The sequence below is a fragment of the Spirulina subsalsa FACHB-351 genome, assembly GCF_026130165.1.
Lineage (GTDB): Bacteria > Cyanobacteriota > Cyanobacteriia > Cyanobacteriales > Spirulinaceae > Spirulina_A > Spirulina_A subsalsa_A.
On record NZ_JAIHOM010000122.1, the window covers coordinates 1 to 15,205 of the forward strand.

Here is a 15,205-nt window from a genome sequence, read left to right on the forward strand (position 1 = left end):
CCTGAACCGCGCTAACTTAGGGTTTGAAGTAATGCACGAGCGCAACGCTCACAACTTCCCCTTAGACTTAGCTAGTGGTGAAGCTGCTCCTGTGGCTTTAACTGCCCCCCAAATCAACGGGTAAGTTGAGCGCAAGACTACGCTAAAAAGTCTAAGTTGATTTAAGCCAAAAGCACTCCCTTGTCGGGGGTGCTTTTGGTTTTGTCCCGCTTGTTCAAGGGAAAACAGGTCATCTTCTCCTCTGAGCATCGGGATTATGGCACACTGGATCAGTAAAGATTTGTTCCTTCCCCCTCTCTCCCTTCGTTTTACCTTGACTCTATAGTATGAAACGCCGTCAATTCATCCAATACAGTTCTCTCGCCCTTGCCAGTGGTTTAATGGTAGGTTGTGGCGATCGCACTTCCAGAACCTCCCCCTCCGGCCTCGACCGCGTGACTTACGGCACCAACTGGTACGCCCAAGCCGAACATGGGGGATTTTATCAAGCCGTTGCCACAGGTATTTATGAAGAATATGGCCTAGATGTCACCATCCAAATGGGTGGCCCTCAAGTGAATCTGTCTCAACTCCTCATGGCTGGTACCCTCGACTTTACCATGGGCGGTTCTATGGGATCCATGCAAGCGGTTTATGAAGGAGTCCCCAAAGTGACCGTCGCCGCCATATTCCAAAAAGATCCCCAGATTCTACTCGCCCATCCTGACACCGGAGTAGAAACCCTAGCCGACCTGAAAGGACGACCCATCTACGTTTCCAGCATCTCCAGTGCCACCTACTGGCCCATGCTGAGAAAAGAATTTGGTTTTACTGACGACCAACGACGACCCTATAATTTCAGCGTTGCCCCCTTCCTTGCAGATAAAAACTCAGCCCAACAGGGTTATCTCTCCTCAGAACCCTGGACTGTGGAGCAACAAGGCGGTTTTACCCCCGTGGTGTTTCTCCTCTCCGACTATGGATATACCCCCTACGCCATGACCATTGACACTCGTCGCCGTTTAATGGAAGAAAACCCCGACTTAGTACAGCGTTTTGTCGATGCCTCGATTAAAGGCTGGTATAGCTACCTTGAAGACCCCGCCCCCGGTAACGAGTTGATTCAAAAAGATAACCCGGAAATGAGTAGTGAGTTACTCGCCTATGGGATCGAGAAAATCAAAGAGTATGGCATGGTGACATCGGGGGATGCTGAAAAATACGGCATTGGCATTATGACCGCCGAACGCTGGGAAGCCATTTTTCAGGCAATGTTAGAAGCGGGAACCGTCAGTCCGGATTTCGACTATACCCAAGCGTTTAGTCTGCAATTTGTTGGTCAATCCCTTGAATCGAGAATCCTGTGAACCCATGCCCCAAGCCCCTGTTTTTCATCTCCATCAAGTGAGTAAAGCCTACTCTAACGGTGTTGTTGCCCTCCAAGGTCTTAACTTTACCGTCAACCGGGGAGAGTTTGTTAGTTTGGTGGGGGCCTCCGGTTGTGGTAAAAGTACCGTCTTGCGTTTGGTGGCTAACTTACTCAACATCACCGAGGGAGAAATTGAATGGTCAGACAGCGAACCCCAGCAAAAGTTAGCCTTTGTCTTTCAACAGCCCGCTTTATTGCCTTGGGCAACGGTGTTTGAAAATATCCGCTTGCCTCTGAAATTAGCCGGAATGTCTCGCAACAAAAGCCGGACAAAAGTGCAAGAGGCCATTCATCTCGTCGGTTTAACGGGGTTTGAGTCTGCCTATCCCCGGCAACTTTCCGGGGGAATGAAAATGCGGGTTTCCCTCGCTCGGGCTTTAGTGACGGATCCTCAATTGCTCTTAATGGATGAACCGTTTGGGGCTTTGGATGAACTAACCCGGACGAAGTTAAATCACGATTTATTACGTTTAGCCCAACAACAACATTGGACGGTTTTATTTGTGACCCATAATTTGTATGAGGCGGTTTATTTATCCCATCGCGTCTTAGTGATGTCTTCCCATCCCGGCCAGATTGTCGCCGAAGTTCCCATTGATGTTGCCTACCCTCGACCGGAGGATTTTCGCCTATCTCGACCTTTTCATCAATATTGTGACCGAGTTGCGGTAGAGTTAACCCAAGCAACTCAAGGGCAATATTAGGGAAAATTCTAGTCTCCAGATTGTTCAATCTTGTTTCTCCGTGATTGCTGTCCTATGTCATCCACTCAAATTAAACCTTCTGAGTCTGAAACAATTCAAGCATCCGAATCTCCTCGGGGTAATTTCTGGCAAATCTTAGTCCGTCGCTTAACCTCCATTGAAATTATTGCGCCCCTTGTGGTGGGGGTGTTGTTTTTAGTGAGTTGGGAATTATTCGTGCGCTGGAGCAACACGCCCCCTTACTTGTTGCCAGGGCCGCTTTTAGTGATACAAACCCTCTGGAGAGATTGGGCCATTTTGTTGCCCGCCCTTTGGATTACCTTTCAAATTACCATCGTTGCTTTTTTGGCGGCTATTGTTTCTGGGGTGGTATTATCGATCCTTTTAACGTTGAATAAGTGGGTGGAGTATAGTTTATTCCCCTATGCGGTGGTTTTACAAACGACTCCCATTGTGGCGATCGCACCCTTAATTATCATCTGGACTCGCCAAGTCCTGCCCCCCCAATCCAGCACCTTTGTCGCCCTCGTGATTTGTGCTTGGATTATCGCCTTTTTCCCCATCCTCTCTAACACCACCTTGGGGTTAAACAGCGTTGATCACACCCTGAAAGATGTCTTTCAACTCTACAATGCCTCCCCTTGGCAAACCTTGCTCTATTTACGTTTGCCTAGCGCCCTGCCCTACTTTTTAGGGGGATTGCGCATTAGTGGGGGATTAGCCTTAATCGGGGCGGTAGTAGCCGAATTTGTGGCGGGTACCGGGGGACAACGTTCGGGCATTGCCTATCAGATTTTAATGGCCAGCTACAACCTACAAATTGCCCGGATGTTTGCGGCGATTTTATTAATTACCCTCTTAGGCATTGGCATTTTTTGGAGTTTAACCGTCTTGTCGAATCTCCTGTTAGGGCATTGGCACGAAAGCGCCCTGAAGCGGGAGAATTAATCAGATACCCCGTTTGGGATTCTCAAGTGGGGAAATCCGAATCGTTGTAGGTGGGTCATTCCCTCCTAACACCTGAGCCAAAATCACGCACAATCAAATGTACAGACTTTTACGCTAAACCGAACGACCTCTATGACTGTACTAGAACAAGGCAATATTACAATCCACACCGAGAATATTTTTCCCATTATCAAAAAATCTCTCTACACGGATCATGAGATTTTCCTGCGGGAATTAATCTCGAATAGTGTGGATGCGATCGCCAAACTGAAGATGATCTCCTATGCGGGGGAAGTAGACGGCGATTTGCCGGAACCGGAAATTACCATCAATATTGACAAGGAGAACAAAACTCTCTCTGTCACCGACAATGGCATTGGCATGACGGCCGATGAGGTGAAAAAGTATATTAACCAAGTCGCCTTTTCCAGTGCCGAGGAATTCATCGAGAAGTACCAAAAAGACCCCGACCAGCAAATTATCGGTCACTTCGGGTTAGGGTTTTACTCTTCCTTTATGGTGGCGCGTCATGTGGAAATCGACACCCTTTCCCATCGTAGTGGCTCCCAAGCGGTGCATTGGTCTTGTGATGGGTCCCCAGCGTTTGAATTGAGCGACTCTAGTCGGACGACTCCTGGCACCACCATCACCCTCACCATGATGGATGAAGAACAGGAGTATTTAGAAGAAGGTCGGATTAAGCAGTTAGTTAAAACCTACTGTGATTTTATGCCTGTTCCCATCAAATTAGGGGAAGAGCAAATCAATCAACAAAAAGCGCCTTGGAAAGATTCTCCCCAAAACTTGAAGGATGAGGACTATCTAGAGTTTTACCGTTATCTCTACCCTTTCCAAGAAGATCCCCTGTTGTGGGTTCATCTCAACACGGACTATCCTTTTATTCTCAATGGGATTCTTTACTTCCCCCCGATTAAACCCGATGTTGATATTAATAAAGGGCAGATCAAACTATTCTGTAATCAGGTGTTTGTCAGTGACCACTGCGACCAAATCATCCCAGATTTCTTGATGCCGTTACGGGGGGTTATTGATAGCACTGATATTCCTTTAAATGTGTCTCGTAGTGCCTTAACGAATGACCGTACAGTGCGGCGGATTACCGATTTTATCTCGAAGAAAATTGCTGACCGTCTCAAACAAATTTATCAAGAAGACCGCGCTAAATATATCCAATGTTGGCAGGATGTGGGAACATTTGTTAAATTTGGTTCGCTCAAAGATGATAAATTCAAGAAACAGGTGGAGGATTTAATTATCTATAAAACCACCTATGGGGCGGATAAATCGAAGGAAGAACCTCAAGTGGAAGTCCAAGGGGGAGAGGGAGATCCTTGGCAACAGGCGGAGGGTTCTGCCACGGAGGGAGATGGTTACACGACGCTGAAGGATTATCTCGAACGGAATAAGGAAAAACACGAAAACCGCGTTTTTTATTGTACGGATCCGACGGCTCAAGCGACCTATGTAGAACTGTACAAAAAACAGGGGTTAGAGGTTCTGTTTTTGGATTCCTTTATTGATACCAATTACTTTGTTCCTTTCTTGGAACGGGAATATTCTGATGTGCGTTTCTCCCGGGTGGATTCGGATTTAGATCAGACGTTGATTGAGGACGAAAAGTCAGAAATTATTGATCCGAAAACCAATAAAACTCGTAGTGAGTTGGTGAAGGAGTTGTTTGAGCAGGCTTTAAATAATAGCAAGGTGACGATTCGCACGGAGTCGCTAAAAACCGATAATCCTCAAACGACACCCCCGGCGATGGTGATTTTACCCGAGGAAATGCGCCGGATTCAGGAGATGACGGCCCTATTGCAACAGAAGGCGGTGGAATTCCCGGAAATTCATACGTTGTTGGTGAATACGGCCCACCCGATGATTCAAAATTTGGTCAATTTAAGTCAAGGTGCGATCGCGGTTGGGGATGGACAATCCAGTACGGGTGCATTAGTCAAGCAAATGTGTCAACATATCTACGATCTGGCTTTGATTTCTCAGAAACCTTTTGATCCTGAAGGGATGAAGTCTTTTATTGAGCGTTCTAATACATTATTAACTCAAATGACAGAACGCTTGTAGGTTGAGGGTTTTGATCAATTCCCCCTAGGCTCAGAGAAAATGTCCGGTTGGTCATTTTCTCTCGGTTTTTTGGGTGGGAGGAAGAGGTCAACTTGCTATACAATCCAGAAAATTCTTTAAATATCATTGCCTCTCCGAGCAATCAGTAGGACAATGGCCAGTGAGGATCGGTTCTTCCTCAACCTCTTTTCACTTGATGCAAGACAAAATGCCTGAATTCTCTAAATCCTTTCACGGCTTGTTTCAAAATGGTAAACCTGCAAATCTCCTCTATCAAAGACTCGAAGAGGCATTACAACAGGGAAGTAAAGTCCGCATTGAAACAAATAATGATAGTTTTACCGGGGTTCCCATTGAACTCGATGGCGAGTTTGTCGAAATTCTGGCGTTATCTGTCCTAGAAGAAGAGGAGGAGGAAGAAACAGCATTTAGTCGTACCACTTGGCTGGTGCGCTTATCCTGTATTGAAGCCGTGGCCTATTCGAGTGAACACTGGTCTAAGGATCGTTTGGAAAATTTATTAGCTGGGGAAGACAAGGAAGATTGAGATTAATTATTAATTATCAATACTCAATTCCCCCACCCCCTAATTTTGACAAGTTAAGCGGGTGTGCATGGTGTCAAGCTCTCTACAATTGAGGAGGTCAAACCCCATTAATCCTTGATGAAATCGTCCCCCTCTTTGCTTTAATGGGGGGTTGTGCAAAAATGCTAATAATCAGCCTCAGCAAACGGAAGACCAGACTATGATCCACGATATTTTCATGCCTGCACTCAGTTCTACCATGACCGAAGGGAAGATAGTCTCTTGGGTCAAGTCCCCGGGGGATAAGGTGGAAAAAGGGGAAACCGTGGTTGTGGTTGAGTCCGATAAAGCCGATATGGATGTTGAATCCTTCTATGAAGGATATCTCGCCGTGGTTTTGGTGGACGCAGGACAAGAAGCCCCCGTGGGCGCTCCCATTGCCTTGTTAGCGGAGACGGAAGCGGAAATTGAAACGGCTAAACAACAGGCTACATCTCAGTCCCGTCCCGCGGCCCCCGAGAGTGTTCCGGCTGCGGTCGCTCCTGAACCTGCGATCGCCACGGTAACGACTGCCTCGGTAGACACAACCTCAACAGATACAGGCAGTCGCAATGGAGGCCGCATTGTAGCCTCTCCTCGCGCTCGCAAGTTAGCAAAAACCCTAAAAGTCAAGTTATCCACTATTCAAGGCAGCGGCCCCCACGGTCGCATTGTGGCGGCCGATGTGGAAGCGGCGGCCGGAAAAGTCCCGACTCCGACGGTGGCAAAACCCTTGGCCATTAGTGATGACAGCGATTTTGTGATGGTGTCTCCCCCTACTTTAAGCCCCACCAATACCCCGGGGGAAGTGAAGGCCATGAGTACCCTACAAAAGGCGGTGGTGCGGAATATGGTGGCCAGTTTGACGGTGCCAGAGTTCCGGGTCGGGTATACGATTACAACGGATGCCTTAGACCAACTGTATCAGCAGATTAAGTCTAAAGGGGTGACGATGACGGCGATGTTAGCGAAGGCGATCGCAGTCACGTTACAAAAACACCCCATCGTCAATGCTAGTTATGTACAGGACGGGATTCACTATGCCAGTCGGATTAATATTGCGATCGCCGTGGCCATCGGCAACGGGGGCTTAATTACTCCGGTGTTGAAAAATGCCGATCAAATGGACTTATATAGTCTGTCTCGCACCTGGAAAGACCTAGTAAATCGCGCCAGATCCAAGAAATTACAACCTGATGAGTACAACAGTGGCACTTTTACGATCTCCAACTTGGGGATGTATGGGGTCGATCAATTTGATGCCATTCTTCCCCCCGGTCAAGGGGCAATTATTGCCATCGGTGCATCCCGTCCCCAAGTCGTGGCCACAGAAGAGGGATTAATGGGGGTTAAACGGCAAATGCAGGTTAATCTCACCTGTGATCACCGGATTATTAGTGGAGCAGAAGCAGCCGCTTTCTTACAAGATTTAGCCCAGTTATTGGAAACCAATCCTCAATCCCTCACCTTGTAAGATTAACTGTCCAATTATCAATTATCAATTATCAATTTTCAATAGCTCCAAGGAGGTGTTCTTGTTCGAGTCTGGGACATTGTGGACGAAAGTGAAAGCCGCTACAGAAAACGCCCTAGGTCAGGGGGCGCTTCGGCCTATTCTGACCGATTGTGAGGTGGTTGAACAAGACAATATTCCCTTTGTCGTGCGAATTCTGTCTAATTTGGTCCGCAAAGAAAAAGCCCAGCAGAAACAAGGCGAAAAAAGTGAGAAAAAAGGGAAACCCTTTAATCCATTTCTGCCCCACGAACCCGATTTATTTGTCACCGATGTATCAGAAACCCATTTCTGTTTACTGAATAAATTTAATGTGGTGGATCACCACCTGTTAATTATTACCAAAGCCTTTGAAGAACAGGAAAATTGGCTTAATTTAGCAGATTTTCTAGCCTTGTGTCACTGTTTAGCCGAGTTTGATGGTTTAGGGTTTTATAATGGGGGAAAACTAGCCGGAGCTAGTCAACCCCACAAGCATTTACAACTGATTCCCTTTCCCATTTGTCGGTTTGGGGGGACATTTCCCACAGAAAAGGCGATCGCCTCAGCCCAATTCCGGGGAGATATTGGCACAATCCCCGCCTTCCCCTTCCAGAATGCCTGTCATCCCCTCAATCCGAGTTTATTGAACAGTCCTGAGCAAGCCGCCGCCGAGATGTTAGAGGTGTATTATCGTTTATTGCGATCGCTCCACTTCTTCCCAGACCATCCCCTCACCCCCCAACAAACCAAACCCTACAACTGTCTAATTACCCGCAATTGGATGTGGATTGTCCCCCGCACCCAAGCCGAATACCACACCATCCCCGTCAACTCCCTAGGATTTGCCGGCACCTTCTTTGTCCGCAATGGCGAGCAACTGCAACAACTCAAAACATGGCAACCCCTCACCATTTTACGCCACGTCGCCAGTGCCTTCTGAACTAACAGCCCATTCTTCCCCTGAATTGCCAATCGACCCCACCACAAGGGTTTGTTAATTATCAATTGCTCAGATAGTCGTCTCGGGAAGAGCATAGATGCTAGAATTTTCCCATGCTACTCGGATTCAAGACCCAACTCAAACTTACCCCCCAACAACGGCGACTCCTTCCCCAACACGCAGGAGTCGCTCCTCATGCTTGGAATTTAGGGCTTGCCCCTTGTCAAAATCTCCTCACCGCCTATTCCCTATTACCTATTACCTATTACCTATTACCTAACCTTGACAAGAGGAGAAAAGACTTAACTTGTCAAGATTGGGGGATGGCGTTTCTCGGAGGAAGATCATGAAAATCGCCCTTGTGCATGAATGGTTAACCCCCAAAGCCACCGGAGGTTCTGAACTGGTCGTGCAGGAAATCCTCCAACATCTTGAGGCAGACCTCTATGCACTGATTGATTTTGAATCAGTCAATCCCGATAGTTACTTATTCGGTCGCACCATTGGCACCACATTCTTACAACACCTACCCCTCGCCCGCAATGGCGTACAAAAATATTTACCACTGCTCCCCCTCGCCATTGAACAACTGGACTTGCGAGATTACGACCTGATCCTCTCCTCCTCCCATGCCGTCGCCAAAGGAATCCTCACCCGCCCCCATCAGCCCCATATTTGTTACTGTCACAGTCCCATGCGCTACGCTTGGGATCTCACCTTTGACTATCTCAAGAATAGCCCCCTCGGGCGCGGCATTCCCGGTTTTTACACCCGCTACCTCCTTCACCGTTTGCGGCAGTGGGACGTAATTTCTGCTAATCGGGTTGATTATTTCATTGCCAACTCTACATATACCGCTCAACGAATTTGGCGTTGTTATCGGCGTACCGCCGAAGTGATTTATCCCCCGGTTCATGTAGAGCGGTTTCCCTTCGAGCCAACTAAAGATAATTTTTATCTAACAGTTTCCCGTCTGGTCAGTTACAAGCAAGTATCTTTAATTGTCAAAGCGTTTAACGAACTCAAACAGCCCCTAGTCGTCATAGGGAGTGGACCCGAGTTAAAAACCATCCGTCAAGTCGCCCAGAGTCATATCGAAATCCTTGGTCCTCAACCCAATGAGGTAGTCGAGCAGTATATGGCCAAAGCCAAGGCCTTCGTCTATGCCGCCCATGAGGATTTTGGCATTGCTCCCGTGGAAGCCCAAGCCTGTGGAACCCCGGTCATTGCCTACGGTGCTGGGGGGGCCTTAGAGACGGTACGAGATGCCCAAAAATCGCCAGAAGGAGGGACCGGATTATTTTTCTCTAGTCAAAATGTGGAATCTTTAGTCAAAACAGTAGAGACTTTTGAGAAAATTCGAGGAATAATTGATCCAGAGGCTTGTCGCTTGCAAGCAAACCAGTTTGCACCGACAATCTTTAAGCAACGGTATCTCAGCTTCCTAGAACGCTGTTGTCAAGAGTGGAACATGGGTTCGGTTCACCCCCATTTTTGAGCAATGTAACAGGAATTGCCCCCGCTAGATATCAAATGACTTTATCATTGGGGCTATGTGGTGTGATGTGAAGGAGTAAGATGACTGCGGAAAGCCAACTTGTCTCCGTCAAGCTATTGAGAGGGCGGATTTCTCAAAAAAATCGCCCCCAAACTGCTCAAAGCCGAGCAGGAATCCGATGGCTTGATGTTCTAGACGGAAAATTCACGAAACGGCTCTTTGATATTGTCTTTTCGTTGACGGTTCTAATTGTGTGTTCCCCTCTGTATCTGGTTTTGGCACTGTTGATTGCGCTGAGTTCCCCTGGGCCAATCTTTTATGTGCAGAAGCGGGTCGGCAAGAACTATAAGCCCTTTGGCTGTATTAAGTTCCGGACAATGGTGAACAATGCCGATGCCTTGTTAGATGAGATGATATTGAATTCCCCCGAGCTACGCAGCGAGTTTGAAATGGATTTCAAAATTAGAAACGACCCCCGCATAACGAGGATAGGTCGTTTTCTCCGTTTAACGAGCTTGGACGAATTTCCCCAGTTTTTGAATGTCTTGATGGGGGATATGAGTGTGGTGGGGCCTCGTCCTCTGGTGCCAGGTGAATTAAAACGCTACGGTCGCAATATTGACCGGGTTTTGACCATTCGTCCGGGCATTACGGGGCTATGGCAGGTGTCTGGACGGAATGATATTCCCTATCATCGTCGCGTGCAGATTGATGTGTATTACGCGAATTCCCGCACTTGGTGGATGGATTTGTATGTAATTGTTAAGACCATTGGGGTGATTTTGTTTCCCCGCAATAATGGAGCTTATTAAGGGAGTCTGTTGTCTGGTCTTAACCGGGTGCGGAGTGGTCTTTCCGAGCTTAGGTGAGTTCAAAACGGAGTCGGGGAAGGGAAATCTAGGAGTGCTGGCCTGTTTGACGAGGTGCGATCGCCTAGTCCACAATAGAAAAGTGGGTTTAACCCTTGGAGTCCTTGAGGAAAGCCAATAAAATTGGTGGTGAACACCCATGAGCAATCATGGTGTGTCTACAATGTAGCGATTTCTCGTCCTAGGAAGATTGAAAGAATGACGCAAACCAAGCGAGCGCTGATTACGGGCATTACAGGTCAAGATGGCTCTTACCTGAGTGAGTTGTTACTGGAAAAAGGCTATCAGGTTCATGGCATTATTCGCCGCACTTCAACCTTTAACACTGACCGGATTGATCATATTTACGTTGACCCTCACAATGAACAAGCACGGTTGTTTCTGCACTATGGGGATTTAACTGACGGGACAACGCTACGGCGGATTTTAGAAGAGGTTGAACCCCACGAGGTCTATAACTTAGGCGCTCAGTCCCATGTCCGGGTCAGTTTTGATGCCCCGGAATATACCGTAGATACCGTAGGGATGGGTACTCTGCGCCTCCTCGAAGCGGTGCGCGACTATCAACAACGAACCAGTAATCAAGTCCGTTTTTATCAAGCGGGCTCCTCGGAAATGTTCGGGAAAGTGCAGGAAGTCCCTCAGAAGGAAACCACGCCCTTTTATCCCCGCAGTCCCTACTCCTGCGCTAAGGTCTTTGCCCACTGGCAAACCATTAACTACCGGGAGTCCTATGGTTTATTCGCTTGTAATGGCATTTTATTCAACCATGAATCTCCGCGCCGAGGTGAAACCTTTGTCACCCGGAAAATCACCCGGGCGCTCGGTCGCATTGTTGCTGGACAACAGAAAAAGCTCTATCTGGGGAATTTAGACTCTAAGCGCGACTGGGGCTATGCGAAAGACTATGTAGAGGCTATGTGGTTGATGCTCCAACAAGAGGAGCCGGATGATTATGTCATTGCGATGAATGAAACCCACTCCATCCGGGAGTTTCTCGATATCGCGTTTAGTTATGTCAATCTCAACTGGAATGATTTCGTCGAGTTTGACCCCCGTTATCTCCGCCCGGCCGAAGTAGATTTATTGATTGGCGATGCCACGAAAGCCCGGGAAAAACTGGGCTGGAAACCCAGCGTCACCTTTGAAGAGTTGGTGAAACTCATGGTAGATTCCGACCTAGCCGCTTTAGGGTTATCGTCCCCTAACTCCACAGGGTCTGGGGTAGAAGATAATGCCTATATCCGCCAAAATATGGGCGCAACAGTAGATTAACATCCCCTGATAGTGGAATTGAGGGAACATCCCCACTCGTTCAGAGAGTGGGGATGTTCTCATTTTTACCTGGGGCTTGCTGACCAACGCGGGGAACCCAACTCAGATTAGATCAAAAGAGACTCTTTTCCCCCAGTCAAATATTCCTACATAATGGAGAAGAATCCCCAGAACAAACTAACGGGAAAGGATAGAGTCATGCTAGATTTAAGCGGGAAACGGATTGTCGTAACAGGCGGTGCTGGTTTTTTAGGACGGCAAGTGGTGGATCAATTGTGTCGGGCTGGCGCAAACCCGGACAAGATTTTTGTACCGCGATCGCAAACCCATAACCTCTGCACCCTCGAAGCCTGCCAAACCGTCGTCGCCAACCAAGACATTATCATTCACCTCGCCGCCCATGTGGGGGGAATTGGCTTAAACCGAGAAAAGCCAGCCGAACTCTTTTACGACAACCTCATGATGGGAACCCAACTCATCCACTCCGCCTATCAAGCCGGAGTCGAAAAATTTGTCTGTCTCGGCACCATTTGCGCCTACCCCAAATTCACCCCCGTCCCCTTCAAAGAAGAAGACCTTTGGAATGGCTACCCCGAAGAAACCAACGCCCCCTACGGCATCGCCAAAAAAGCCCTACTGGTTCAACTCCAAGCCTATCGTCAACAATACGGCTTTAACGGAATTTATCTCTTGCCCGTCAACCTTTACGGTCCCGAAGATAACTTTAACCCCAACAGTTCCCACGTGATCCCCGCCCTGATCCGCAAAGTTCACGAAGCCCAACAACGGGGCGACAAAACCCTACCCGTTTGGGGGGATGGCAGCCCCACCCGGGAATTCCTCTATTCCACCGATGCCGCCCGCGCTATAGTCATGGCCACCCAAGCCTATGATGGAGACGAACCAGTTAACCTTGGAACAAATAGCGAGATTTCCATTCGGAATCTGGTGGAATTAATCTGTGAACTGATGGAATTTCAAGGGGAAATCGTTTGGGAAACCGATAAACCCAACGGTCAACCCCGACGCTGTTTAGATACCCAACGGGCGAAAGACTATTTCGGCTTCAGCGCAGAAATGACTTTCCGAGAGGGTTTGAAACATACCATTGACTGGTATCGTCAACAAAGTTTGTAATTGCGCTTCAGCGCCCTAGGTTTGTAATTGCGCTTCAGCGCCCTAGGTTTGTAGTTGCGCTTCAGCGCCCTATATTCCCTGCTAAAACCCAACCACAAACTAGGTTTGTCATAATTATCAATTATTGATTCTTCATTCCCCAATCTTGCAAATGCCACGAATCGACCGATGAAAAAAGCGAATGGGTTTCAGGTTGCGCTCATGATTTCTACCGGAATACTGCTTACTGGGCTAGTCCCTTTAGTCGCCAGTCCAGTGCAAGCGCAGCATTCCCCCCAAAGTCAACAACTCCGGGATTTACTGCGTCAAGGGCGAGACTTAGCCGAATCCGGCAACTATCAACAAGCCCTAGAAGTCTATCGCCAAGCCGTCTTTATTGACCGCAGTAACCCTAAAATTTACTCCGGGATTGGCTATCTTTACGCCGCCCTCGGACAATATGCAGAAGCGGCTCAAGCCTACCAGTACGCTTTACAATTAGAACCCAATAATGCAGCCTTTCAAGCGGCCTATGCCCATTGTTTGGCGCAAATGCAGGATCATCGCAACGCCGCCGCCGCCTATCAACGCGCCCTACAACTAGACCCCCGCAATGTGGATTATTATTTAGGCTTGGGCGTGGTCTTGATGCGCCAAGGCGCTCATCGGCAAGCCCAAGAAGTGTTAGAACGGGCGGCTGCCATTCATCCTAAAGATGGCGCAGTGTATGGTTTAATTGCCACCACTCTGTTAGAACAGAATCAAATGGGGCGGGCGGTGGAAACCCTACAACGCGCTACCCAACAGTTCCCCCGCAATGGCAAATTATGGCTTCAGTTGGGGATTTTTTTATTGGGCAATAATCAACCGGATAGGGCGCTGTCGGCTTTGGAAACAGCAGCATCCCATGAGCCGAGAAATGGGCAAATTCAATTACAAATCGGCGGAATTTTGCAACGACAAGGCCAGAGACAAGAGGCTCAAACCTACTTTTTTCGGGCAGCTTCCTTACAAGAAAACACTTTTGAGGGACAAATTGCCCTAGGGGATGCCCTGATGTCCTATGAAGCTTTTACCCCGGCGATTATTGCCTATCGGCGGGCGACGGAGTTGGGGTCTAATAATCCTGTGGCCTATTATCGGTTGGGAATGGCACTGCGAGGGCAAGGGCGCAACCGAGAGGCCATTGAGAACTGGCGCATTGCTCAGAGTTTATTTGAGCGGGCAGGCAATCGCGAAGGGGTGCGAGAAATGCAGGCTTTAATTAATGGAGATCGAGATGTTTCACCGAACTTTAGACCGTTTAATTAAGCCTGTGGGGGGCTTGAAGCCTCTGATGGCTTTTAGTAGTCTAATCTTCGTTTTAGCTAGCCCAGAGGCGATGCTAGCGGCCAATGAGAGCCATTTAAAACAGCTATTGGAGACTCGGAGTTGTCCCCGTTGTGATCTGCGGGAGGCGAATCTCGAAATGGCTCAGTTGACGGGGGCGGATTTGCGCGGGGCGGATTTGCGCGGGGCGGATTTACAGGGGGCGAATTTACAGGGGGCGAATTTGGAGGGGGCGAATTTACAAGGCGCTCAATTTGTGTTTGCTAATTTAGCCGATGCCAATTTACAACGGACAACGGTGGGGGTGAAGGATATTAAATTGGAGGCTTTTGAGTGGCCGAGTATTGGGGTGAATCTGGATTTGTTACAACGTTGGGGGCTGTTTCTGCCGGAGGAGGTGCAAATTCCTCTCGATTCGTCGGAACGTTTGGTGTTGAAGAAGGAGAAGGAAAAGGAGGAGGAGGAGGAAGAGGAGGAAGTTGTTGCGAATTTCGATTTAGCGGATTTACAGGGGGCGGATTTTTCTCAGTCTCAACTCAATCGGGTGCGCTTTAATCGGGCGAATTTGAGTAATAGTAATTTTTCGTCGTCGCTGTTGATTGAAGCGGATTTGGAACGGGCGAATTTAAGCGGGAGTCGGTTTTTTGTGGCGGATTTGCGTCGGGCGAATTTGGCGGGGGTGACGTTTAATGGGGCGAATTTGACGGGGGCGAATTTAAGTCAAAGTAATTTGGAGACGGCGACGGGGCGAGGGGCAAATTTTGATGGGGTGGATTTCACTCAGGTGAATTTGAATGATACCCGGTTTATTGATGCTAATTTTGCGGGGGCGATTTTGGGGGGGGCGCGTTTACGACGGGGGGTTTTTCGGGGGGCGAGTTTTTCTCAGGGGAAGTTGGGGGGTGCGGTGTTACAGGGGGGGATTTCACGGGGGCTGATTTTCATGGGGCGGATTTAA

At 48.4% G+C, this 15,205-nt stretch carries 14 protein-coding genes and 1 pseudogene; all 15 read left to right on the plus strand.

What is annotated here, in order from left to right:
* A pseudogene (locus K4A83_RS22885) lies at positions 1–124 on the plus strand (photosystem II q(b) protein); the annotation flags it as partial.
* 202 nt (positions 125–326) lie between these two features.
* On the plus strand, positions 327–1,346 hold the full coding sequence (locus tag K4A83_RS18645; protein ID WP_265266178.1) for an ABC transporter substrate-binding protein: 1,020 nt from the start codon (positions 327–329) through the stop codon (positions 1,344–1,346).
* 4 nt (positions 1,347–1,350) lie between these two features.
* Positions 1,351–2,112 (plus strand): ABC transporter ATP-binding protein, encoded by a 762-nt coding sequence (locus K4A83_RS18650; protein ID WP_265266179.1) that lies wholly within the window; start codon positions 1,351–1,353, stop codon positions 2,110–2,112.
* A 54-nt stretch (positions 2,113–2,166) separates the two neighbouring features.
* Positions 2,167–3,060, plus strand: coding sequence for an ABC transporter permease (locus tag K4A83_RS18655; protein WP_265266180.1), 894 nt, complete (start codon positions 2,167–2,169; stop codon positions 3,058–3,060).
* Between the two features lie 132 nt (positions 3,061–3,192).
* Positions 3,193–5,160: a molecular chaperone HtpG gene (htpG, locus tag K4A83_RS18660; protein WP_265266181.1), complete on the plus strand. Its 1,968-nt coding sequence runs from the start codon at positions 3,193–3,195 to the stop codon at positions 5,158–5,160.
* 208 nt (positions 5,161–5,368) lie between these two features.
* Complete coding sequence (locus K4A83_RS18665; RefSeq protein ID WP_265266182.1) at positions 5,369–5,707, plus strand: hypothetical protein; 339 nt, start codon at positions 5,369–5,371, stop codon at positions 5,705–5,707.
* A 199-nt stretch (positions 5,708–5,906) separates the two neighbouring features.
* Positions 5,907–7,199 (plus strand): dihydrolipoamide acetyltransferase family protein, encoded by a 1,293-nt coding sequence (locus K4A83_RS18670; protein WP_265266183.1) that lies wholly within the window; start codon positions 5,907–5,909, stop codon positions 7,197–7,199.
* A 91-nt stretch (positions 7,200–7,290) separates the two neighbouring features.
* Complete coding sequence (locus K4A83_RS18675; protein ID WP_407810134.1) at positions 7,291–8,160, plus strand: ATP adenylyltransferase family protein; 870 nt, start codon at positions 7,291–7,293, stop codon at positions 8,158–8,160.
* Between the two features lie 113 nt (positions 8,161–8,273).
* Positions 8,274–8,510, plus strand: coding sequence for a helix-turn-helix domain-containing protein (locus K4A83_RS23545; RefSeq protein ID WP_407810135.1), 237 nt, complete (start codon positions 8,274–8,276; stop codon positions 8,508–8,510).
* Positions 8,507–9,658, plus strand: coding sequence for a glycosyltransferase (locus tag K4A83_RS18680; protein WP_265266186.1), 1,152 nt, complete (start codon positions 8,507–8,509; stop codon positions 9,656–9,658). Before K4A83_RS23545 ends, K4A83_RS18680 begins: the two co-directional genes overlap by 4 nt.
* A gap of 80 nt (positions 9,659–9,738) precedes the next feature.
* Entirely contained in the window at positions 9,739–10,470 is a 732-nt protein-coding gene (locus K4A83_RS18685; protein ID WP_265266187.1) for a sugar transferase, read from the plus strand.
* Between the two features lie 255 nt (positions 10,471–10,725).
* The gene (gene gmd / locus K4A83_RS18690; protein WP_265266188.1) at positions 10,726–11,802 is read left to right on the plus strand and encodes a GDP-mannose 4,6-dehydratase; all 1,077 of its coding nucleotides are present in this window, start codon (positions 10,726–10,728) and stop codon (positions 11,800–11,802) included.
* A gap of 198 nt (positions 11,803–12,000) precedes the next feature.
* Complete coding sequence (locus K4A83_RS18695) at positions 12,001–12,939, plus strand: GDP-L-fucose synthase family protein (protein ID WP_265266189.1); 939 nt, start codon at positions 12,001–12,003, stop codon at positions 12,937–12,939.
* A 168-nt stretch (positions 12,940–13,107) separates the two neighbouring features.
* Positions 13,108–14,229 carry a tetratricopeptide repeat protein gene (locus K4A83_RS18700; RefSeq protein WP_265266190.1) on the plus strand — a complete coding sequence of 374 codons (1,122 nt, stop codon included), beginning with the start codon at positions 13,108–13,110 and terminating at the stop codon, positions 14,227–14,229.
* The gene (locus tag K4A83_RS18705) at positions 14,198–15,205 is read left to right on the plus strand and encodes a pentapeptide repeat-containing protein (RefSeq protein WP_265266191.1); all 1,008 of its coding nucleotides are present in this window, start codon (positions 14,198–14,200) and stop codon (positions 15,203–15,205) included. The genes K4A83_RS18700 and K4A83_RS18705 overlap by 32 nt, the downstream gene beginning before the upstream one ends.

What these genes read in the sequence shown, in the direction of transcription:
- K4A83_RS18700 (WP_265266190.1), top strand. Translation starts at nt 13,108, where the DNA reads ATGAAAAAAGCGAATGGGTTTCAGGTTGCGCTCATGATTTCTACCGGA.
- gmd (WP_265266188.1), top strand. Translation starts at nt 10,726, where the DNA reads ATGACGCAAACCAAGCGAGCGCTGATTACGGGCATTACAGGTCAAGAT.
- K4A83_RS18655 (WP_265266180.1), top strand. Translation starts at nt 2,167, where the DNA reads ATGTCATCCACTCAAATTAAACCTTCTGAGTCTGAAACAATTCAAGCA.
- K4A83_RS18665 (WP_265266182.1), top strand. Translation starts at nt 5,369, where the DNA reads ATGCCTGAATTCTCTAAATCCTTTCACGGCTTGTTTCAAAATGGTAAA.
- K4A83_RS23545 (WP_407810135.1), top strand. Translation starts at nt 8,274, where the DNA reads ATGCTACTCGGATTCAAGACCCAACTCAAACTTACCCCCCAACAACGG.
- K4A83_RS18645 (WP_265266178.1), top strand. Translation starts at nt 327, where the DNA reads ATGAAACGCCGTCAATTCATCCAATACAGTTCTCTCGCCCTTGCCAGT.
- K4A83_RS18680 (WP_265266186.1), top strand. Translation starts at nt 8,507, where the DNA reads ATGAAAATCGCCCTTGTGCATGAATGGTTAACCCCCAAAGCCACCGGA.
- K4A83_RS18650 (WP_265266179.1), top strand. Translation starts at nt 1,351, where the DNA reads ATGCCCCAAGCCCCTGTTTTTCATCTCCATCAAGTGAGTAAAGCCTAC.
- htpG (WP_265266181.1), top strand. Translation starts at nt 3,193, where the DNA reads ATGACTGTACTAGAACAAGGCAATATTACAATCCACACCGAGAATATT.
- K4A83_RS18705 (WP_265266191.1), top strand. Translation starts at nt 14,198, where the DNA reads ATGTTTCACCGAACTTTAGACCGTTTAATTAAGCCTGTGGGGGGCTTG.
- K4A83_RS18685 (WP_265266187.1), top strand. Translation starts at nt 9,739, where the DNA reads ATGACTGCGGAAAGCCAACTTGTCTCCGTCAAGCTATTGAGAGGGCGG.
- K4A83_RS18670 (WP_265266183.1), top strand. Translation starts at nt 5,907, where the DNA reads ATGATCCACGATATTTTCATGCCTGCACTCAGTTCTACCATGACCGAA.
- K4A83_RS18695 (WP_265266189.1), top strand. Translation starts at nt 12,001, where the DNA reads ATGCTAGATTTAAGCGGGAAACGGATTGTCGTAACAGGCGGTGCTGGT.